This window comes from Bacillus sp. NEAU-Y102 (assembly GCF_054788175.1).
In genome coordinates, this window is sequence record NZ_JBTWFK010000001.1 from 1,074,855 (window position 1) to 1,095,436 (window position 20,582).

Sequence of the window (20,582 nt, forward strand, 5' to 3'; positions counted from 1 at the left end):
TCATTAACGCACGGTTATGTACACATGTCAAGACAACTTATTATAATAGAAAAAGCCAACCTTTTCGTTGGCTTTTTCATATGCAACGGCTCCTTTTTCTTTTGCCAATTGCTGAAATGATTTTTTCGATTTCACAATCCATACTTTCGTTCCAATTGGAATACGATCAAATAAATATTCCACATCGTTTTTCTTCATTCTTATACACCCTTGTGAAATATACTTTCCAATTGAACTCGGTTGATTTGTTCCATGTATTCCATATTTACTTCCATCAGTTCCTCTTGCATTAAACCCAATCCACCTTGACCCAAGTGGATTTTTTGGCGATCCACCCGGAATATTCTTCGCAATGTAATACGGGTCCTTCGCTTTCATTACAACATCAAAAGTTCCTTCTGGAGTTAATTCATTCGTTTTCCCTGTCGCTACTGGAAAAACTTTTTGAATCTTTCCATCGTCAATGTAAGCTAATTTATTCGTTGCTTTATTTACAATAATAAAAGGATCTCCGGCACGCGGATTATCCCCAAGAGGCCAAAACGGCGATAAAGAAAGACATAATATGATAGTGAGAAGATACGGCATAGATAATTCCTACCTTCTATATAAGTTCTTTTATATTATCCTTTCCCTTAAAGCGACTTTTAATGAGTAAATATTGTTCCATTTCATACACAAGTTGAACAAGTTTCGCACGTATCTCAAATTCTTCGCGTGTAGCTGGCAATGGCATGTCTCTAAATAATCCCCTCATTTCTTGAAGCTGCCTTAAGGAAATAACGCCAGTACTCTCAGGGCTAATAGCATTACCAATGTTTTCAACAACATCTGCAATCATGTCAGCTTGTTCATATGTCCACGATAAAGAAGCTGCTAGTGGTATCATTCGCTCTAAAATTTCGAATTGTTGCATACGCATATTAAAATAACGATAGTAATAATCATCTTCTCGCATAAATGCATTCTCAAGTTTTTTAAACGATAAATCTCTTGCCTCATTTAACATATTCTCGGTTTCAATGAGTTCTGCTCCACTCCAACTACTTTCTCGATTTCGTAAATACACAACCATTTCAAACAAAATCGTTTTAAAATTACTCTCTATTTTATCTTGATACTCTTTTAGCTTATTTTCACTACTCGGCATATACATATTCACTAATAGAGCCACGCTAATCCCTATCGTTAATATAGCAATTTCATTTCCAACTATAAGCCATGTAATTTGCTTCAATGAATACAGGTGCATAACAATAACTGAGCTCGTGACAATACCCTCTTGAATTTTGAGCATAACTGCAGTCGGAATAAATGTAAGTAATAATACACTAATTGCTAGTGGTGTATATCCAATTGTTTCAAAAATACAAAACGCGAACACCATTGATAATATACAAGCTAAAAAACGATGTATTGATACTTGCAGTGATTTACGTTTCGTATTTTGTACACACAATATAACTAAAATACCCGCTGAACTATAAAATTCTAATCCTAATAACTGAGCAATAAAAACTGCCGCGCCTGTCCCAATTGCTGTTTTTACTGTACGATATCCAATTTTAAACATATCATTACTCCTATATGTATAAACGTATTTACAGTTAGTATAAAAAAAGGATGACACAATGTCATCCTTTTCTACTTATTATTCACATAACCTTTTCATATTACAATATTTTTTGTAAAAATTGTTGCGCACGTTCACTTTTCGGCGCTGCAAAAAATTCTTCTGGCACACTATCTTCTACAAGCTTTCCTCCGTCCAAGAAAAGAACACGATCTGCCACTTCTTTTGCAAAGCCCATTTCATGTGTAACGATAGCCATCGTCATTCCTGTCGTAACTAACGATTTCATAACTTCTAACACTTCTTTCACCATCTCTGGATCTAGCGCCGATGTCGGTTCATCAAATAACATAACTTCCGGTTCCATCGCTAACGCTCTTGCAATTGCTACACGTTGCTTTTGTCCTCCCGAAAGACGATTCGGATACGTATCTTTTTTATCTACTAATCCAACCTTTTCTAAAAGTTTCTCCGCTTTCTTTTCAGCTTCTTGCTTCGTTACCCCTTTTACATTGATAGGAGCATACGTAATATTTTCTAATACAGTCATATGAGGAAATAAGTGAAAATGCTGAAATACCATACCGACATTTTCACGAACATGCATAACATTCGTTTTCGGATTCGTTACTTCTTCCGTTCCAATCCAAATGTGACCATCCGTTGGTGCTTCTAACATATTCATACAACGTAAAAATGTTGATTTTCCTGATCCAGAAGGTCCTATAATTGCAACTACTTCCCCTTTTTCAATCGTTGTTGTAATTCCTTTTAATACTTCGTTTTTACCAAATGATTTATGAAGGTTTTCAATTTTAATCACTTTTCTTCATTCTCCCTTCAACTGCCTTCCCGACTAATGTAAGAATAATGACTAACATATAATAAATCAGTCCAACAAAAAGTAATGGTTCAAGATATTTAAATGTCTCACCGCCTACGATGTAAGCACGACGCATTAAATCAGTCGCGCCTATTACTGTTACTACAGCCGATTCTTTCGTAAGTGTCGCAAATTCGTTCACAAGAGCTGGTAATATATTTTTTAATGCTTGAGGGAAAATAATATTTCTCATCATTTTTCCGTACGGTATCCCTAAAGCCATCGCTGCTTCTGTTTGTCCTTTATCAACTGCTTGAATACCAGCACGAATCACTTCTGACATGTATGCACCTGAATTCAAGCTAAATGCAAGTACAGCTGCTAAGAATGCTGGTATTTCATAACCAATTATTTGCGGGACGCCGAAATAAATAATCATTAATTGCAATACAAGTGGTGTACCACGAAAAATTGATGTATAAAAATCTGCTGCTATATTTAACGCTCGTATTCTAGCAATTTTACAAAGTGCTAATAATGTTCCTAAAATAAATCCTGCTAAAGCTGATACTGCTACAATTTTCAAAGTAACTTCTAAACCTTTTAGTATATATGGTATCGAAGGCGTAATCGCCGAAAAATCTAAGTTCATCCTTTTCATTCCCCTCAAAGAAAAGTGAAAGGCAGCTTATTTTTCGCTGCCAAACCATTTCTTCACTAATTTATCCATTTCTCCATTTTCTTGCATTTTTTTAATTACTTTATTAAATTCAGCTGTTTTATCACTATTTTTCGGAAGGGCAATTGCTGCTCCAACTTCTTCTGGCGCTTCTTTAATTTCAATTCCTTTTAAATCTTTCATTTTCTCTAAATAATTTTTAGCAACTGTGTCTTCTATAATTGCAGCGTCAAAACGACCAGCTTTAATTTCTTGTACGATTTCTGGTATACGGTCACGTCCCTCAACTTGGAAATCTACTTGTTTTTTAAATTCTGCTGCTTTCTCTTCTTGAATAGATCCTGTTTGTACTCCTACTTTTTTCCCTTTTAAATCCTCTACAGATTTAATATTAGAATCCTTTTTAGAAACGACCATATTTTTCGCAACAAAATAAATATCTGTAAAATCAACATTATTTTTACGCTCTGCAGTTGGCGTCATACCTGCCATTACGAAATCAACTTTTCCTGAACTAAGAGATGCTAATAAACCACCAAAATCCATATCTTTCACTTTCACTTCATACCCAAGTTCTTTTCCGATATATTTAGCAACATCAACATCAAAACCAATAATTTCATCACTTTTTGAAGCTTCCACGTATTCATATGGTTTATAATCTGCTGAAGTCCCCATTACGAGTACTTTCTTATTTCCTTTTGTTTCTTTCGATTCCCCATTACTACAAGCGCTGAATATACTTACAATTAAAATAAGTGCAAACGATATTGATAATAACTTCTTCATCTTTCTTCCCCCTAATAATGTATATTTAAAAGTTTAATAGAATATTTATTCGATGTTTGTATTGTATCAGCACTTTTATTTTTATGCAATATATAAAATAAAAATAAATAAAATAACAATATAAACGCTTTTTGTCGTGTATAAAATAATGCATAAAATAACATAACTATGCATATCTCAGAAATTAAAATAATAAATAAAAAAGGCGGCACATCCACTTGATTGTGGACGTGCCGCCTTTTTTATTATTTTTTATAGTTCTTCACAATTCTCTTCGAAATACGATTGTAGTTTTGCAATAACTTGCATCGGTTCATGACCTTCAATTTCATGACGCTCTACCATCGTTACAATTTTTCCATCTTTTAATAAAGCAAATGATGGAGAAGAAGGTGGGTACCCTTCGAAATATTCACGCGCTCTTGCTGTCGCTTCTTTATCTTGACCTGCAAACACCGTTACAAGGTGGTTAGGACGTTTATCATAATGTACGGAATGCGCAGCAGCAGGACGAGCGATACCACCTGCACAACCACATACAGAGTTTACCATTACAAGTGTTGTTCCATTTCTTTTAAACGCTTCTTCTACCGCTTCCGGCGTCGTCAATTCTGTATATCCAGCAGAGACAATCTCTTCACGCGCTTGGCGGACAACATCATTCATAAAAAAGTTAAAATTAATCACTCTTTTCCCTCCTCTAAAACTACCTATTTGTATCTTACCAGTTAATGTTTATGAAATACAAGTAAGTTTACTTGTATTTAAGTATAGAAAAGGTGTTAGAGCACTTGCTCTAACACCTTTTCTTTAATGACCACGATGTTTTTGCTTTGCTTTTTGTACTTTAATTAAACGTCTTCTTTCTTTTTCAGCTTCTCGCTTCTCCTTAGACTGCACTTTCTTTTCTTGTTTATGCAATTCATAAGATAAACTAATCGCCTCTTGCGCCTTAGTAAAACGTTTAACATTTGTTTCTTTTGCTGCTTGTCGTATGATACGCTTTATATTTTTAGGACGCTGTTTTTCTTTAACTTCTACACCACATTTTGCAAAATGCTGAAAATGCTCTAAAAGTGAACCATTCACAAACATAAGCACTTCTTCATCTGACGGTTCCGCTCCAAAAATATACCTCGCTCCATACAATTTCCCTTGTTCTTTGCATGTAATAATTCCAACAAAAAATTGGCCATCATGATATACTGTCAACTCCATTGACAGCCCCTCCTTTAAAAAATTAGAAATACGGGACATCCCGGAGGGGAAGGTTACTGACATGAAATCATGCGTCTGGACTACCAACCAGAGCTGTGTTTTTGTATTTCTTTCACTTTTATTATATCTTTTTTTCCATAATCTTCATATATTCAGCAATCATTTTTTTATGCGATCCCACAATATAGTCAGGTAGTTCTGTTACTGAAAAGAATTTAAGCTGAACTGCTTCTTCTTTATTCATAACAAAATCCCCTTCGTATTCATCCGTATAATAGGCGGTTGTTACAGATTGAAATTCATCACCGTTTGCTAATTTTGTAAAGTAGTTCGCTCCAGAAAATACATTGATTAGTCGCAAGTTCTTCACTTTTATTCCTGTCTCTTCATATACTTCACGATAAGCTGTTTCTTCTGGTGATTCACTAAGCTCCATTAGCCCGCCAGGTAGCCCCCATTTTCCGTACGGCTCTGTCCGCTGCTGCAATAAAACATAACCATTTTCATTTATAACGAGTACAACAGCACCAACTAAAATTAAAGGGCGATGACCAACTATTTTTCGTAATTCTTCTACATATCCCACCGTATCGCCTCCTTTTTCGTTGTCCACACTATTGTATCATATGTACAAAACGACAAAATGCGTATATTTTTCATTTTTTTAACAAAATATTTATTTTATGTGATTCATCTACTGTAGCTAACATAATGGATTCAATTTCCGCACTCTTCTCTAAAAACTCTTTTGCCTACTCTTCTGTTTTTCCTATTAAAGCGAGAACGTCCTGTTGAATCCTTCCATTTTTCACTAAAATGAAAGAAACTGGAGACCTTCTCCCCGCCACTTTTAGATCCCGCCGAGAAGCTGCTTCATATTCTGGATACTGAAATATAGAAACAACGCCACTCGCTTCCCATAATGCTAATTTAACCGTTTGAATATCGCTCACATTTCGCATGCGAAGTTCCGAAAATAAATATTCCGCCGTAATTCTCGCCTTTTTCAAATTGCTAAAATCAATGGAACCATTGTGTATAAGAATGATAGGTGCTGGCTCTAAAAAGCGTCTCCATCTATCCCATTTCAGCATTAAAACTGAGCTTATAATATGAAGTACAACGAGTATGAACGTTGTAATCATCGAGCCCAGTAACCCTACTTTTTCATCAGACAATGCATTAGAAATATTCCCACCAAGCAATAACACTAATACAACATCTAAAAAACGAAGTTGTGCGATAGACCTTTGCCCCATCGCTTTCGCAACTAATATTAAAAATATGTATGCTATAATAGCCCGAATAACCCATTCACTATTAGAAAGATGCCGTGCTCCTTCAAAAATATGCATATGCATCAATTTGCACTCCTTACCCGTCTCAAACTGCTATCCTGTTTTAGTTTGCAACGTTTATGAGCATATATGTAAAAAAGCTGATTCGTTTAAAAACGAACCAGCTTTTTTTACTTAACTGAAAACATATATTTTTTATAAGTTTTCCGTACCGATAGTATGAGCCCCATCATAATCATATTCGAGAATAAGGAACTTCCCCCATACGATAAGAAAGGTAATGCAATACCTTTTACAGGCATTAATCCAACGATCATACCGATGTTTTGGAATATTTGAACTGTTAATATACCAATCGATCCAGCGCATAATAATGTACCAAATAAATTATCAGCGGAATAACCAATAATAATTGTTCGATATAGTAGTAATAGGAACAAGAAGACAACTAACGCTGCTACGATAAACCCACCTTCTTCGGCAATTGTAGCGAAAATAAAGTCAGTATGCTTCTCTGGGATATAGACGCTTCCTCCCCCAAACCCTTTACCTTCCATTCCTCCACTACCTACAGCTAAAATCGATTGTTGCGTTTGGTAACCTTGATCTGCATTTTCAAATGGATTTAACCAACCTACAATACGCGACTGTTGGTGAGGTTTTAGTAAAGTAACTAAATTATTATAGAAAAAATCTTGATACTTAAAGAAAATAAATATTAAAGCAGATAATATGGTCAACGGAATAACTGTACATAATGCTATCAATTTCTTTTGTATACCTGACATAAATAAAATACATGCAATTGCAGCAGCATATAAGAACACCATACCTGTATCCGGTTGACTATATACAACCGCCATAGGCGGAAGTGACACTAGCATAATTTTACCTACTAGCTTTAAATCTGTTTGGAATGTCCTTGCCATATACTGTGCATTATGTTTCACTGCTATACTCGCTACTACAAGAAGCAATGCAATTTTGAAAAACTCAGACGGCTGAATTTGTCCAAATACTGGGAAAACAAACCATCTTTTTGCACCTAATTTTTCAGGTGTAAAACCTGATGGTGGTAATACTTTCAAAAGAATAAGTGAAGCAAACCCAGCAATATAAAGCGGCCAAGACAATTTTTGCAACTGATCTAAGTCAATGCTAGCAATAAGAAGTAACAATACAACCCCAATTATGTAGTTAATCCCCTGCTTCATAGCAAAGTTTGCAGCTCCATACTGTCCCGTTTGCTGACTGCTATATATAGCAGCTATACTCGTCACACATAGTGCACACAAAATTAAAATTAATTTTACATCTAAACTTTTTAGAAACTCGGTACTTCTTTTCATGACATCCTCCTGAAACATTGTTACAGCAAAATAAAAAACCAGGAGTCAACATTCTTCATGTTTTGACGACTGATTACACATTATCTATAAAACACTTATATAGAATAACTCTCTTTTTCATACAATACAATATATTATACTACAGTTTCATCAGTAAGATTTGCCAAAAAAATTATTCTTTTCTTATTTTATATCCATATACCATATATCAGCAATGTATTTTCGTAAATTCCTAATACATAATCGTTTATTGTAAGATTACTGGGAAAGGTATTTATACATATAGTAGGATGTAGATGAAGAAATAAGACGATAAAAAGCTCGCATAAGCGAGCTTTTTATTAATATACAGATGTATTGTTTTCTGACATGTTTTCTAAAATTTCTTTAACACGTCCTAAGAACTTACCACAGATTAAACCATCAAGTACGCGGTGATCAAGTGATAAACATAAGTTAACCATGTCACGAGCACCGAACATACCATTATCCATAATTACTGGGCGTTTTACAATTGATTCAACTTGTAAAATAGCCGCTTGTGGGTAATTAATAATACCCATAGATTGAACAGAACCGAATGATCCTGTGTTATTAATTGTAAATGTTCCACCTTGCATTTCGTCTGCTTTTAGCGATTTCGTGCGTACTTTTCCTGCAAGTTCTGTAATTTCACGAGCGATACCTTTAATTGTTTTCTCGTCCGCTTGCTTAATTACTGGTACAAATAATTCTTCCTCTGTTGCAACAGCGATAGAAAGGTTAATATCTTTCTTCTGAACAATTTTATCGCCAGCCCACATTGAATTAATTTGAGGATACTCTTTTAACGCTTGTGCCACTGCTTTTACGAAGAAAGCAAAGAACGTTAAGTTAAAGCCTTCACGCTTCTTAAAGTCACCTTTAATTGAGTTACGGTATGACACAAGGTTTGTCACATCTACTTCAATCATCATCCAAGCGTGTGGTGCTTCGTGTTTACTGCGTAACATGTTTGCTGCGATTGCTTTACGCACACCTGTTACTGGAATTTCGATATCTCCAGGCATTGTAGGTACAGAAACTGGTTTCGCAGCTTCTACTTTTTGCGCTACCGGTGCTGCTTTTGGTGCTTCTGGGCGAGCTTCTACTACTGCCGCTACAGCTTCCTCTTTCTTCGCACCTGCTTGTGGAATATTTCCAGATTCCACTAGCTTTAAAATATCTTTACGAGTGATACGGCCGTTTGCTCCCGTACCCTCTACTAGATCTAAATCAACGTTATGCTCACCCGCAAGTTTTAACACAGCTGGTGAAAAACGTGGTTTTCCATCAGTTGGTTGTTTTACTTTCGGTGCTTTTTCAGGCGTAATTGCTGCTGCCTTTGGTTCTTCTTTCGTTTTTTCCTCAACAGCTGTTGCTGCTACTTCGTCTGCGCCTTCTACTTGAATCACACAAACTACTTCACCTACAGCTAACGTATCACCTTCACCAGCGATTAACTCTTTCACAATACCAGTGAAAGAAGATGGTACTTCAGCATTTACTTTATCAGTCATTACTTCTGCAAGCGGATCATACTTGTTTACGTGATCGCCAACATTAACGAGCCATTTACTAATTGTGCCCTCTGTAACGCTCTCCCCGAGCTGAGGCATTGTAATATTTTCTACAGCCATGTATAGTCCCCCCGATTAAAATTCCGCAAGTTCACGCATTGCTTTTTCAACTTTATCTGGATTTACCATAAAGAATTTTTCCATTGTTGGTGCATATGGCATTGCTGGAACGTCTGGACCTGCAAGACGTGCGATTGGCGCATCTAAATCAAATAGACAGTTTTCAGCAATAATTGCTGCCACTTCACTCATAATGCTTCCTTCTTTATTGTCTTCTGTTACAAGAAGAACTTTACCTGTTTTAGAAGCTGCTTCAATGATTGCTTCTTTATCTAATGGATATACAGTACGTAAATCAAGAATGTGTGCAGAGATGCCATCTTGTGCTAACTTTTCAGCTGCTTGAAGAGCAAAATGAACACATAATCCGTACGTGATAACTGTAATATCATCACCTTCACGTTTTACATCTGCTTTTCCGATTGGTAATACGTAGTCATCCTCCGGCACTTCACCTTTAATTAAACGATATGCACGTTTATGTTCGAAGAATAATACTGGATCTTCATCACGAATGGCTGCTTTTAATAAGCCTTTTGCATCATATGGTGTAGAAGGGATAACGATTTTTAAACCTGGTTGGTTTGCAAACATCGCTTCTACAGATTGTGAATGATACAATGCACCGTGAACACCCCCGCCAAATGGTGCACGGATTGTAACTGGACAAGTCCAATCATTATTAGAACGATAACGAATTTTTGCTGCCTCAGAAACAATTTGGTTTACTGCTGGCATGATGAAATCAGCAAACTGCATTTCAGCGATTGGACGCATACCATACATTGCTGCACCAATTGCTACCCCAGCAATTGCAGATTCTGCAAGCGGTGCATCAAGCGCACGCTCTTCACCAAATTGATCATACAAACCGTGTGTCGCTTTAAATACGCCACCTTTTTTACCAACATCTTCTCCTAAAACGAATACTTTTTCATCGCGTTCCATTTCTTCGCGCATTGCTAATGTAATAGCATCAATATAAGACATTACAGCCATGAAACGTTCCCCCCTATTCTGCGTATACGTGCTTCAATGCATCTTCAGGTGCTGCATACGGAGCATTTTCTGCATATTCTGTTGCTTCATTTACGATATGCATAATTTCGTCTAACATTTGTTTTTCCGATTCCTCAGTTAACACACCAGCTTCTTTTAAATAAGCCGCGAATGTTATAATTGAATCTTTTTTCTTTGCTTCTTCTACTTCTTCTTTATCACGATAAACACGATCATCATCGTCACTAGAATGTGCTGTTAAACGATATGATACTGTTTCAATTAAAGTTGGGCCTTCACCACGACGACCGCGATCTGCTGCTTCTTTTACAGCTTTATATACTGCAAGCGGATCGTTTCCGTCTATTGTATATCCAGGCATACCGTAACCAATTGCACGATCTGATACGTTTTTACATGCTAATTGTTTTTCAACCGGAATAGAGATTGCATATTTGTTATTTTCACACATAAAAATAACAGGTAGTTTGTGTACACCAGCAAAGTTTGCCCCTTCATGGAAATCACCTTGGTTTGAAGAACCTTCTCCAAATGTAACGAACGTTACTAAATCTTTCTTCTCCATTTTTCCAGCTAGTGCAATACCAACTGCATGTGGTACTTGCGTTGTTACTGGAGATGAACCTGTAACAATACGATTTTTCTTTTGACCGAAGTGACCAGGCATTTGACGACCACCAGAGTTTGGATCTCCAGCTTTCGCGAAAGCAGACAACATAAGCTCTTTAGCTGTCATACCAAATGCTAGTACAACACCCATATCACGGTAGTATGGTAATGCATAATCTTTCTCTCTATCAAGAGCGAACGCCGCTCCAACTTGTGCAGCCTCTTGTCCTTGACAAGAAATTACGAATGGAATTTTTCCAGCACGGTTTAATAACCACATACGTTCGTCGATTTTACGTGCAAGTAACATCGTACGGAACATTTCTAATACTTGCTCATCACTTAAGCCAAGCTCTTCATGGCGCTTTTCTTTTACTTCTGCCATTTTTCATAACCTCCTAAATCCACATTTTTATGCGTGTAACGCTCTTCCATCTACAGCAAGTGCTGCTTCACCAATCGCCTCAGATAATGATGGATGCGGATGAATTGTATGTGCTACTTCCCAAGGTGTTGCATCAAGTACTCTTGCAAGACCAGCTTCAGAAATCATATCTGTTACATGTGGTCCAATCATATGAACACCAAGAATGTCATTTGTCTCTTCATCAACTACAAGTTTTACGAAACCATCTGATTCTCCGTATACAAGTGCTTTTCCGATTGCGCGGAATGAGAACTTACCTACTTTTAACTTATAGCCTTTTTCTTTCGCTTCTTGTTCTGTTAAACCGACAGAAGCAACTTCTGGACTGCTATATACGCATTTTGATACCATAGAGTAATCAATTGGTGTAACTTCTTTCCCTGCAATATGTTCTACTGCAGCAATCCCTTCATGAGAAGCAACGTGAGCCAGTTGCAAACCACCGATTACATCTCCAATTGCGTAAATATGTGATTCTTTCGTTTGATAAAACTCATTTGTTTGAATGTATCCTTTTTCCACAACGATATCTGTGTTCTCTAAGCCAATATTTTGCGTATTCGCTTGTCTTCCTACAGATACAAGCATTTTTTCAGCTTTAAATTCTTTATTCTCACCGTTATGTTCAGCTTGGATTGTTACTCCATTATCTTTTACCAATGTTTCTGGTAATACTTTTGCACCAGTTACCACTTTAATACCTTTTTTCTTGAATAGACGTTGCATTTCTTTTGAAACGTCCTGATCTTCTAGTGGTAATATCGTTTTCGCATACTCTAATACTGTAACTTCTACACCGAAGTCAGCAAGCATAGATGCCCACTCAATACCGATTACACCGCCACCAACAATAATAATCGAACTAGGAAGCGTTTCCATTTTTAGAGCATGATCTGAAGACATTACGTATTCTCCGTCTAATTCTAAACCTGGTAATGAATTTGGACGAGAACCTGTTGCAACAAGTACATTTTTTGGAATTAACATTTCATTCTCTTCTCCACTTGCAAGTTCAACTGAAATTGTCCCTGGCATAGGAGAGAAAATAGACGGGCCAAGAATACGGCCAATACCTTCAAACACATCAATTTTACCTTGTTTCATTAAATGTTGAACGCCTTTATGAAGCTGCGTTACAATCTTCTCTTTACGCTCTTGTACTTTCGCAAAGTTTAGTTCTACATTGCTTGCAATAACTCCGAACTCTTCGCTTTTTTTAGCAGTTGCATATACTTCTGCACTACGTAAAAGAGCTTTACTAGGAATACATCCTTTGTGTAAACAAGTACCACCAAGATTTTCTTTTTCGACTAGTGCAGTTTTTAACCCTAGTTGTGATGCACGAATTGCAGCAACATATCCACCAGTACCGCCGCCAACGATGACTAAATCATATTCTTTTGCCATTATCTCAACCCCTAGCTACCGTTTCTTTTTCACGTACAACGTATTCTTTTGGAGCTTCTTCTTCACGTAATACACGAAGTGCTCCTTCTGCTAACGCTTCTAACTCATCTTCTCCTGGATGTACGATAACATCTGCAATCCAGTCCACTCGCTCTTTTATTTCATCGACAAGAATTTTACTGTATGCCAGTCCACCAGTTAATACGATTGCATCGATTTTCCCGTGAAGTACAGCGCTAGCTCCGCCAATCTCTTTTGCAACTTGATATGCCATTGCCTTATAAATAAGAGTTGCTTCAGGATCACCTTTTTCAACCATTTTCTCTACTTTAATCGCATCATTTGTACCGATTAAACTTACAAGTCCACCTTGTCCGACAAGTTTTTTAATCATTTCATCACGGTAATACTCACCAGAGAAACACATTTCTACTAGTTGCCCTACTGGTACTGTACCAGCGCGCTCTGGACTAAATGGTCCTTCTCCGTTTAAACCGTTATTCACATCGACTACTCTTCCTTTTTTATGAGCACCAACTGTAATACCACCGCCCATATGTGTAACTAATAAATTTAAATCCTCGTATTTGTGATTTAACTGTTCAGCTACTTTACGAGCAACTGCTTTTTGATTTAATGCATGGAAGATACTTTTGCGTTCCATACCAGCAATGCCACTTATACGAGCAACCGGCTCCATCTCATCTACAACGACGGGATCCACAATGAATGCAGGGATATTTAATCCAGAAGCAATTTCATATGCCAAAATGCCTCCAAGGTTTGAAGCGTGATGACCGCTAAAGCCATTTTTTAAATCTTCTAACATCGCATCGTTTACTGTATACGTACCGCCTTCGATTGGACGAAGTAATCCACCACGTCCACAAACAGCGTTTAATTTTGAAATGTTAATACCATGAGAATGTAGAACTTCTAAAATCGTTTCTTTTCGAAACTCATATTGGTCGATAATTCGCTTATATTTTCCAATCTGTTCTACGTCATGACGAATCGTTTCTTCTAGAACGGGTCTTTCATTATCAAAAACACCAATTTTTGTGGATGTACTACCTGGGTTAATAACAAGAATTCGATTTACAGACAATGTTGCTACCTCCACTAATAAATTCAAAAGGAAGTGGGAACCTCATAAGAGGTAACCACACCTTTTGTAAAAGTTATATATGAATGATTAGCGACGGCTAATAATATCGTGACCGTTGCGTAAGTAAGTGCTACGAGAATTTTTCAAGCTTGCAATACGCTCTTCAGCTAGACGATCTGCCGCTACATAAGTTGCTATGCCATCGCGTTTTGAAATTTCGATTACTTTTGCAATCGTGTCATAAATAGACTCAACACGTTTTAGTGCACGTTCTCTATTGTATCCATATAATTCGTCCGCTACGTTAATTACGCCACCTGCATTAATTACATAATCTGGTGCGTATACAATACCCATTTCATGAATGATGTCACCGTGACGATCTTCTTTTAATTGGTTATTTGCAGAACCTGCGATTACTTTTGCTTTAAGTTGTGGAATAGTTTCATCATTAACTGTTGCGCCTAATGCACATGGTGCGTAAATATCGCATTCAACACCGTAAATTTCATTTGGTTCAACTGCTGATGCACCGAATTCTTCTACAGCACGTTGTACAGCTTCTTTATTAATATCTGTAACGATTAATTTTGCCCCTTCAGCGTGTAAATGTTTACATAGGTGATATGCTACGTTACCAACGCCTTGAACAGCAATTACTTTTCCTTCTAAATTGTCAGTACCGAAAGCTTCTTTTGCAGCTGCTTTCATACCACGGTAAACACCGTATGCAGTTACTGGAGATGGGTTACCAGAAGAACCGAATGATGGTGAGATACCTGTTACAAAGTCAGTTTCTTCATGGATAATATCCATATCATCTACTGTTGTACCAACATCTTCAGCTGTAATATAACGTCCGTTTAGTCCTTGGATATAACGTCCTAGTGCACGGAACATTGCTTCGCTCTTATCTTTACGAGGATCACCGATAATTACTGTTTTTGCACCACCTAAGTTTAAACCAGCTGCTGCGTTTTTGTATGTCATCCCTTTTGCAAGACGCAATGCATCTTCAATCGCTGCTTCTTCAGAATCATATGTCCACATTCTTGTTCCACCAAGAGCCGGTCCAAGTGTTGTATCATGGATTGCAATAATTGCTTTTAAACCAGATTCTTTATCTTGACAAAATACTACTTGCTCATAATCATATTTTTCTAAGTATTCGAATATTTCTAATGTCATTGTCGTTTCCCCCTAATGTTTTACCCTTTTTGGTTTATTTTGAAGCAGTCGCAACCGCCAATGCTAATGAATATACTTTTGTTTCTGCTGAATCAGCACGAGATGTTAAAACAATCGGTGCTTTTGCGCCAGCAATCATTGCTCCTACTTTTGCATCCGCAAAGTATACGAGTGATTTATATAGCACATTTCCAGCTTCAATTGTTGGGACGAGTAAAATGTCTGCCTTACCTGCTACATCACTTACTATGCCTTTATGCTCTGCTGCAATTTGTGATACTGCATTATCTAAAGCAAGTGGTCCATCAACGATACAATCTTTAATTTGTCCGCGGCGATTCATTTGTGTTAACATCGCTGCATCAATTGTCGCCTGCATCGCTGGATTCACAACTTCTACTGCTGCGATGGGTGCCACTTTTGGCAAGTCGATTCCTATTGCCCGGGTAACTTCTACAGTATTTTGTATAATAGCAGCTTTTTGTGTTACGTCAGGTGCGATGTTCATCGCTGCATCTGTAACGAAAATAAGACGATCGTAATTTGGAACTTCAAATGCTGCTACATGTGAAAGTACGCTACCTTTACGTAGGCCCCACTCTTTGTTTAACACAGCCTTCAAAATATTCGCTGTTGGGATGTTACCCTTCATAAGCACGTCTGCTTCACCATTTCTCACAGCTTTAACAGAAAGTTCTGCAGCCTCTGCATTAGACATTGCTGCAATCACTTCAACATGTTCTGAAGTTTGTAAACCATGTTCTTGTAGCATCCCCATTATTTTTTCTTGATTTCCATATAGACGAAATTGAGCTAGCTGTAATTTAATTGCTTTCGCTACAGCTTCAATTACTTCATGATCTTCAGCTACTGCTACAGCTACAGTTTTTTTAGGCTGTCCCGCTGCTTGATCAATTAAGTATTCTAACTTCATATTTTGTAATCAACCCTTTCCGTCGTCCCTCGTCTATTTATTAAGCAAATACCATGCCAACTTTTAAAAGTGGTCTTACCAATAATGAAAACGCATTCAAAATGCAGTAAAATCAATACTTTGGAAAATAACAAAATATTCTGTCTTATTTTGTCACTTTTTGTATACCATGCAATAAATTGCACGGTACGCAATTTATTGCATGCTATTTTTTGCATGGTCATACTTTTCTAGCTTATAATATAAATTTCGGACGGAAATTCCTAACGCTTTTGCAGTTTGTGTTTTATTCCCATCAAATCTCTCCAAATATTCATGAATAATATTCCCTTCAAACTCTGTCACTAAATGTTCAAGTGGCTTTTCTTCTAATTCAGGTAATAAATGAGATTGCTTTGACTCCACCTGCTCTTCGTTATGTAATGGTGGTAAATGTTGTACATCAATGTATATCTCGTTATAATTCATAAAAATAATCGCTCGTCCTAAAATATTTTCAAGTTCTCTCACATTCCCTGGCCATTCGTATGATTGTAAATATAAAATAGCTGAATCAGTGAGCCCTTCTACATTACGACCATAATCTTGATTAATTTTTTGAATCAACCTGTCCGCAATTTTCGGTATATCTCCTTTACGTTGACGAAGAGATGGAATTTGAATTGGAATTTTATTTAATCGATAATATAAATCCTCCCTAAACTTCCCTTCTAAAATAGCCTTTTCTAAATTCACATGTGTCGCTGCAATTACTCGAACATTAATAGGTATCGCTTTCGTTCCACCAACTTTTACAATTTCTTTTTCCTGCAATACACGAAGGAGTTTCGCTTGTGTATTTGCAGATAACTCCCCTATTTCATCTAAAAAAATACTACCGTTATTCGCTTCCTCAAAGAACCCACGTTTCCCGCCTCTTTTCGCTCCAGAAAACGCCCCTTCCTCATAACCAAATAATTCACTTTCTAACAACGTCTCCGAAATGGCCGCACAGTTTACACGGACGAACTTATTGTATTTTCGATTACTTCCATTATGGATTGCATGGGCAAACAATTCTTTACCAGTCCCAGATTCACCGCGTAACAGTACCGTTGCCGGTGTATTCGCTCCTAGCTTCGCCTGTTCGATAGCTGCCGTTGTTTCATCTGAATTTCCGACAATATCATCAAAAGAATATTTCGCTTCTAATGTGCGAATGATTTGCCTCGCTCTATTCAATTCATTTGTTAACTTTTGAATTTCCGACACGTCACGGATAACGCCGACGCTTCCTTTCAATATTCCATCCACAATAACTGGCGCTACGTTTACAATTACATCGCGCTTTTTTTGCCCAATCTTCATATGTATTCCGCGCACCGCACGACGCGTTCGAAGTACTTTCATATGCATACTTTCGCCTTCTACAATATCAGTTGTAGCAGGCTTCCCAATAATATCTTCTTCTGTTAAACCCGTTAATTTCGTATATGCCGGGTTAATGACTAAACCTCTTCCTTTTTCATCCACAACCGAAATCGCTTCTTCAGATGAGTTAATAATCGCCTCTAATAGTGTTTGAATTTCTTTTAAGTCTGTAACTTCTTCCGCTAAATCTACAACTTCTGTTATATCTTTAAAAATTGCAAATGCCCCTTGTACCTCTCCGCCCTCTTTTAATATCGGTATACGCGTTGTAATAATTTTCTTTCCATTCTCTAATGTTAGTTCATAATTTACTTCTATTTGTTTCGTACGTATAATGCGAAGTAATTTACTAGTCGGAATAACTTCTAAAATATATTTTCCTATCGCCTCTTCTTTTTTATATCCGATAATACGCTCTGCACTTTTATTAAAAAGACGAACTTGTCCCTCTTGATCAATTACGATCATGCCGTCATGTGTAGAATTTAAAATTAATTCTCCTTGTTGCGTTTGTTCCTCTAACCGCCCAATTAACCCTTCCTTCTCATGCGCTAATCCTGTAACAATTTTTGCAATATCACCTGGTATAAGAAGAGTGTCTTTTTTCTTTTTTTCCAATAAAACTTTATGTACATCATCTTCACCTGTCATATCAAATATTACATCGATATGCATAGAAAGAAATGGAGTTACACTTTCTCCAGTTGCAATTCCATATTCCTTAGCAATTTGTAATCCTTTTGCCAACGGATTTATATCAATAATCCCTATAATTTGAAATATATTCGAACTATATAACAGATTCAGCAGTGCGCTCCCGCCTTCACCTGCACCAACAATTAATACTTTTTGTTTCATATATTACACTTCCTCTCGAAGTAACTCTGCAAATTTTTTCACACCCTTATCTTACTCGTTCAACCCCCTCTTGACAAACCCCCTTTTCATATAACATCATTAAAATAAACAAAATAATCTGAAAAGGAGCGTTTATATGCAGCGTTACCTTGCTCTATCATTAGCACTCATCCCTATTTCATTAGCTGTGTTTGGTATAAAGTTAATGAGAGATACTGTATTCGGGATTCTATTTCCACCAATCTCTATACTGTGGTTACAATTTTTAATCGGTGCTCTCTGCTTCGGGCTCGGGTTTTATATTTTTGGTGGCTTCGTCGTACACCGAGATCGTAAACGAAATAAAGTACAAGCTCGCTTCAGAAGATAGGAATGCCCCACTATTTATAAATAAAAAAATGAGACCGTTACACGCGGTCTCATTTTTTTATCGGCAATAACGTTCTTGCCGTTTCAGGGTAATCAGTAATAATCGCCGATATATTCATATCAAAATATTTACGCATAAGCGTTTCTTCATTAATTGTATAAGGGCGAACCTCTACACCACTTTCCATCGTTAGTTCAGCAATAGCATCTTGAAGGTAACGATAATTCGGATGTACTGCTGTAGCCCCCATTTTTTTCGCGTATGCCCACGGACTATGCAAACCTTCGCGATATAAAATTGCAGTTTGAATATCAGGAGCCATCATATGGCACCGTTTCATACTGTAGTGATTAAACGAAGAAAATACAACGCGATCCTCTAAACTAAATTTCCGTACAAGCGTTATAACTTCTTCCTCTAAACCTCTATATGGAATTTTATTATTTTTAAGTTCAATATTAAGTAGCAAACTCGTTTGTTCAAGCCACTCTAATACCTCTTCTAAAAGTGGTATTTTACAAAAACCTACTTTATCACCAAATTTATAACTTGCATCTAACTTACATAAGTCCTCATATACATAATTCCGAACCGCACCTTTTCCATTTGTAGTCCGGTCCACCGTTTCATCATGAATGACGACAACTTTTCCATCTTTCGTTAATTGAACATCAAGTTCAATTCCATCCGCTCTAAAAGACTCAGCCGCTTCAAATGAAAGCATTGTATTTTCTGGGTACGTTCCAGCCGCACCACGATGCGCAAATATAAGAGTCATCCTCACTCCCCCAATCTTATGCTATACTATACGAAAAAGGAGGTACTTCTATGAGACCATTGCAAATTTCTCCAGATACTGCAGTCCGCTTATCAAAAGCACTAGGTGTTCCACTTGAACAACTCATGCATATGCCGCAACACATTTTAATTCAAAAGCTAGTTGAATTAGAAAAACAAAATAAAGACGAAGAATAATACAGTCCTGTTTTGCAGGGCTTTTTATTATTTTCTATTATATCACGGATGACTTCCCTGCTAAAATCCTTTAACAGATGTGCTACGATGCGATTTAGCCGTTCCTTTATTATTTTTGTTACAAATCATAAAGAAAGCAGACTATTTATTTATAAGCCCCCATTGCGTCCTTAAACACGATCATAAAAAACTAGAAGCCCTTTATATTATTTTTTATTGAACGTGCGGAGCATCCCCTGATTCGTATAGTTCTTTCGCTTTTTCCTCCCCGAATGTAGTTAAAATATAATGTTGCTCTTCTACCGCATCCATCGCTCTAGTTGCTTTACAAACGTTATCTTCTTGAACATCCGAGAAATAATTGTGATCTTCTATAATTTTACTAAAATCTTTTTGTGCCCATCTATTAGCAATTGCTAATAGCTCATTTTTCTTCGCAAAGCTACTCTTATTTATGATTTCTTTTAATTTTTTAGCATTATTTTGAATCATTGGGATAGAGCCCGATTTTCGTTCTACCACCACTTTTTGATGAGTCATGCGATGCATCGCTGTAATGACTTCTCTTTCAGTAGAATTTTCAGTAACATACACATCAACAAAGCCCCCATCTACCTCTCTACCTACTATTGTTTGGTCTTCTTTTTTATCTATTTGAGCGCTCACTTCTTTATCTACTGGATTATCGGCAAGTTCTAACATCCCAAATGTAACTGCAATAGCAAGAACTCCCATAGCTGCTACTATTCCTAGCCAAGTTGAAATTTTATTTTTCATTCCCCTTCCCCCTATCTATATCTATTTAATTGTCTTATAAAAAAACTCACTTACATGTAATATTACTAAAAATAGGTTTTATTTTCCATGATATCAAATAATCTCTTTTTCT

The 20,582-nt window shown here is 36.9% G+C and carries 21 protein-coding genes and 1 pseudogene; 2 read left to right on the top strand and 20 right to left on the bottom strand.

Going from position 1 to position 20,582, the window contains the following annotated elements:
• Window positions 1–27: 27 nt before the first annotated feature.
• The 18 genes and pseudogenes from ACYFX0_RS05320 to ACYFX0_RS05405 form a co-directional block, all read right to left on the bottom strand.
• Window positions 28–588 (bottom strand): L,D-transpeptidase, encoded by a 561-nt coding sequence (locus ACYFX0_RS05320; protein ID WP_106081572.1) that lies wholly within the window; start codon window positions 586–588, stop codon window positions 28–30.
• Between the two features lie 16 nt (window positions 589–604).
• Window positions 605–1,573 (bottom strand): aromatic acid exporter family protein, encoded by a 969-nt coding sequence (locus tag ACYFX0_RS05325; protein WP_106081571.1) that lies wholly within the window; start codon window positions 1,571–1,573, stop codon window positions 605–607.
• A 100-nt stretch (window positions 1,574–1,673) separates the two neighbouring features.
• Entirely contained in the window at window positions 1,674–2,396 is a 723-nt protein-coding gene (locus ACYFX0_RS05330; RefSeq protein ID WP_086397990.1) for an amino acid ABC transporter ATP-binding protein, read from the bottom strand.
• A complete protein-coding gene (locus ACYFX0_RS05335; protein WP_106081570.1) occupies window positions 2,389–3,048 on the bottom strand; it encodes an amino acid ABC transporter permease in 660 nt (219 codons plus the stop codon). Before ACYFX0_RS05335 ends, ACYFX0_RS05330 begins: the two co-directional genes overlap by 8 nt.
• Before the next feature lie 36 nt (window positions 3,049–3,084).
• Window positions 3,085–3,864 (bottom strand): transporter substrate-binding domain-containing protein, encoded by a 780-nt coding sequence (locus ACYFX0_RS05340; protein ID WP_000735462.1) that lies wholly within the window; start codon window positions 3,862–3,864, stop codon window positions 3,085–3,087.
• A 252-nt stretch (window positions 3,865–4,116) separates the two neighbouring features.
• A complete protein-coding gene (locus ACYFX0_RS05345; protein ID WP_001979317.1) occupies window positions 4,117–4,530 on the bottom strand; it encodes a BrxA/BrxB family bacilliredoxin in 414 nt (137 codons plus the stop codon).
• Window positions 4,531–4,674: 144 nt separating this feature from the next.
• Window positions 4,675–5,082 carry a YjdF family protein gene (locus ACYFX0_RS05350; protein WP_065229329.1) on the bottom strand — a complete coding sequence of 136 codons (408 nt, stop codon included), beginning with the start codon at window positions 5,080–5,082 and terminating at the stop codon, window positions 4,675–4,677.
• Window positions 5,083–5,203: 121 nt separating this feature from the next.
• Entirely contained in the window at window positions 5,204–5,668 is a 465-nt protein-coding gene (locus ACYFX0_RS05355) for an NUDIX hydrolase (RefSeq protein ID WP_000542551.1), read from the bottom strand.
• 70 nt (window positions 5,669–5,738) lie between these two features.
• A pseudogene (locus ACYFX0_RS05360) lies at window positions 5,739–6,443 on the bottom strand (DUF421 domain-containing protein).
• A gap of 107 nt (window positions 6,444–6,550) precedes the next feature.
• Window positions 6,551–7,729 (bottom strand): FtsW/RodA/SpoVE family cell cycle protein, encoded by a 1,179-nt coding sequence (locus tag ACYFX0_RS05365; RefSeq protein ID WP_000831177.1) that lies wholly within the window; start codon window positions 7,727–7,729, stop codon window positions 6,551–6,553.
• Window positions 7,730–8,070: 341 nt separating this feature from the next.
• Window positions 8,071–9,387 (bottom strand): dihydrolipoamide acetyltransferase family protein, encoded by a 1,317-nt coding sequence (locus tag ACYFX0_RS05370; RefSeq protein ID WP_048563849.1) that lies wholly within the window; start codon window positions 9,385–9,387, stop codon window positions 8,071–8,073.
• Window positions 9,388–9,402: 15 nt separating this feature from the next.
• Complete coding sequence (gene bfmBAB, locus ACYFX0_RS05375) at window positions 9,403–10,386, bottom strand: 3-methyl-2-oxobutanoate dehydrogenase subunit beta (protein ID WP_000290078.1); 984 nt, start codon at window positions 10,384–10,386, stop codon at window positions 9,403–9,405.
• A gap of 13 nt (window positions 10,387–10,399) precedes the next feature.
• Complete coding sequence (gene bfmBAA / locus ACYFX0_RS05380; RefSeq protein WP_000852551.1) at window positions 10,400–11,401, bottom strand: 3-methyl-2-oxobutanoate dehydrogenase subunit alpha; 1,002 nt, start codon at window positions 11,399–11,401, stop codon at window positions 10,400–10,402.
• A 27-nt stretch (window positions 11,402–11,428) separates the two neighbouring features.
• Window positions 11,429–12,850, bottom strand: a complete 1,422-nt coding sequence (gene lpdA, locus ACYFX0_RS05385; protein ID WP_001051295.1) for a dihydrolipoyl dehydrogenase — start codon at window positions 12,848–12,850, stop codon at window positions 11,429–11,431.
• A gap of 4 nt (window positions 12,851–12,854) precedes the next feature.
• Window positions 12,855–13,958 (bottom strand): butyrate kinase, encoded by a 1,104-nt coding sequence (buk, locus tag ACYFX0_RS05390; RefSeq protein ID WP_000115782.1) that lies wholly within the window; start codon window positions 13,956–13,958, stop codon window positions 12,855–12,857.
• A gap of 87 nt (window positions 13,959–14,045) precedes the next feature.
• On the bottom strand, window positions 14,046–15,146 hold the full coding sequence (locus ACYFX0_RS05395) for a leucine dehydrogenase (RefSeq protein ID WP_000171355.1): 1,101 nt from the start codon (window positions 15,144–15,146) through the stop codon (window positions 14,046–14,048).
• Window positions 15,147–15,180: 34 nt separating this feature from the next.
• Complete coding sequence (gene yqiS, locus ACYFX0_RS05400; RefSeq protein ID WP_106081568.1) at window positions 15,181–16,080, bottom strand: phosphate butyryltransferase; 900 nt, start codon at window positions 16,078–16,080, stop codon at window positions 15,181–15,183.
• Window positions 16,081–16,275: 195 nt separating this feature from the next.
• Complete coding sequence (locus ACYFX0_RS05405; RefSeq protein WP_106081566.1) at window positions 16,276–18,348, bottom strand: sigma-54 interaction domain-containing protein; 2,073 nt, start codon at window positions 18,346–18,348, stop codon at window positions 16,276–16,278.
• 136 nt (window positions 18,349–18,484) lie between these two features.
• Between ACYFX0_RS05405 and ACYFX0_RS05410 the strand changes: the two genes are divergently transcribed.
• Window positions 18,485–18,718 (top strand): DUF2627 domain-containing protein, encoded by a 234-nt coding sequence (locus ACYFX0_RS05410; RefSeq protein ID WP_001190195.1) that lies wholly within the window; start codon window positions 18,485–18,487, stop codon window positions 18,716–18,718.
• 49 nt (window positions 18,719–18,767) lie between these two features.
• Here ACYFX0_RS05410 and ACYFX0_RS05415 read toward each other — a convergent pair whose 3' ends face one another.
• A complete protein-coding gene (locus tag ACYFX0_RS05415) occupies window positions 18,768–19,496 on the bottom strand; it encodes a glycerophosphodiester phosphodiesterase (RefSeq protein WP_000172594.1) in 729 nt (242 codons plus the stop codon).
• 50 nt (window positions 19,497–19,546) lie between these two features.
• Between ACYFX0_RS05415 and ACYFX0_RS05420 the strand changes: the two genes are divergently transcribed.
• Window positions 19,547–19,693, top strand: a complete 147-nt coding sequence (locus ACYFX0_RS05420; protein ID WP_001247671.1) for a YycC family protein — start codon at window positions 19,547–19,549, stop codon at window positions 19,691–19,693.
• Window positions 19,694–19,906: 213 nt separating this feature from the next.
• Here ACYFX0_RS05420 and ACYFX0_RS05425 read toward each other — a convergent pair whose 3' ends face one another.
• Window positions 19,907–20,470, bottom strand: a complete 564-nt coding sequence (locus ACYFX0_RS05425; protein WP_460269997.1) for a PRK06770 family protein — start codon at window positions 20,468–20,470, stop codon at window positions 19,907–19,909.
• Between the last annotated feature and the right edge of the window lie 112 nt (window positions 20,471–20,582).

Coding starts and splice junctions, on each gene's coding strand:
- ACYFX0_RS05405 (WP_106081566.1), bottom strand. CDS start 18,348: ATGAAACAAAAAGTATTAATTGTTGGTGCAGGTGAAGGCGGGAGCGCA.
- ACYFX0_RS05370 (WP_048563849.1), bottom strand. CDS start 9,387: ATGGCTGTAGAAAATATTACAATGCCTCAGCTCGGGGAGAGCGTTACA.
- ACYFX0_RS05320 (WP_106081572.1), bottom strand. CDS start 588: ATGCCGTATCTTCTCACTATCATATTATGTCTTTCTTTATCGCCGTTT.
- ACYFX0_RS05325 (WP_106081571.1), bottom strand. CDS start 1,573: ATGTTTAAAATTGGATATCGTACAGTAAAAACAGCAATTGGGACAGGC.
- ACYFX0_RS05410 (WP_001190195.1), top strand. CDS start 18,485: ATGCAGCGTTACCTTGCTCTATCATTAGCACTCATCCCTATTTCATTA.
- lpdA (WP_001051295.1), bottom strand. CDS start 12,850: ATGGCAAAAGAATATGATTTAGTCATCGTTGGCGGCGGTACTGGTGGA.
- yqiS (WP_106081568.1), bottom strand. CDS start 16,080: ATGAAGTTAGAATACTTAATTGATCAAGCAGCGGGACAGCCTAAAAAA.
- ACYFX0_RS05425 (WP_460269997.1), bottom strand. CDS start 20,470: ATGAAAAATAAAATTTCAACTTGGCTAGGAATAGTAGCAGCTATGGGA.
- bfmBAA (WP_000852551.1), bottom strand. CDS start 11,401: ATGGCAGAAGTAAAAGAAAAGCGCCATGAAGAGCTTGGCTTAAGTGAT.
- ACYFX0_RS05395 (WP_000171355.1), bottom strand. CDS start 15,146: ATGACATTAGAAATATTCGAATACTTAGAAAAATATGATTATGAGCAA.
- ACYFX0_RS05365 (WP_000831177.1), bottom strand. CDS start 7,729: ATGAAAAGAAGTACCGAGTTTCTAAAAAGTTTAGATGTAAAATTAATT.
- ACYFX0_RS05420 (WP_001247671.1), top strand. CDS start 19,547: ATGAGACCATTGCAAATTTCTCCAGATACTGCAGTCCGCTTATCAAAA.
- ACYFX0_RS05335 (WP_106081570.1), bottom strand. CDS start 3,048: ATGAACTTAGATTTTTCGGCGATTACGCCTTCGATACCATATATACTA.
- bfmBAB (WP_000290078.1), bottom strand. CDS start 10,386: ATGGCTGTAATGTCTTATATTGATGCTATTACATTAGCAATGCGCGAA.
- ACYFX0_RS05415 (WP_000172594.1), bottom strand. CDS start 19,496: ATGACTCTTATATTTGCGCATCGTGGTGCGGCTGGAACGTACCCAGAA.
- ACYFX0_RS05350 (WP_065229329.1), bottom strand. CDS start 5,082: ATGGAGTTGACAGTATATCATGATGGCCAATTTTTTGTTGGAATTATT.
- ACYFX0_RS05345 (WP_001979317.1), bottom strand. CDS start 4,530: ATGAATGATGTTGTCCGCCAAGCGCGTGAAGAGATTGTCTCTGCTGGA.
- ACYFX0_RS05340 (WP_000735462.1), bottom strand. CDS start 3,864: ATGAAGAAGTTATTATCAATATCGTTTGCACTTATTTTAATTGTAAGT.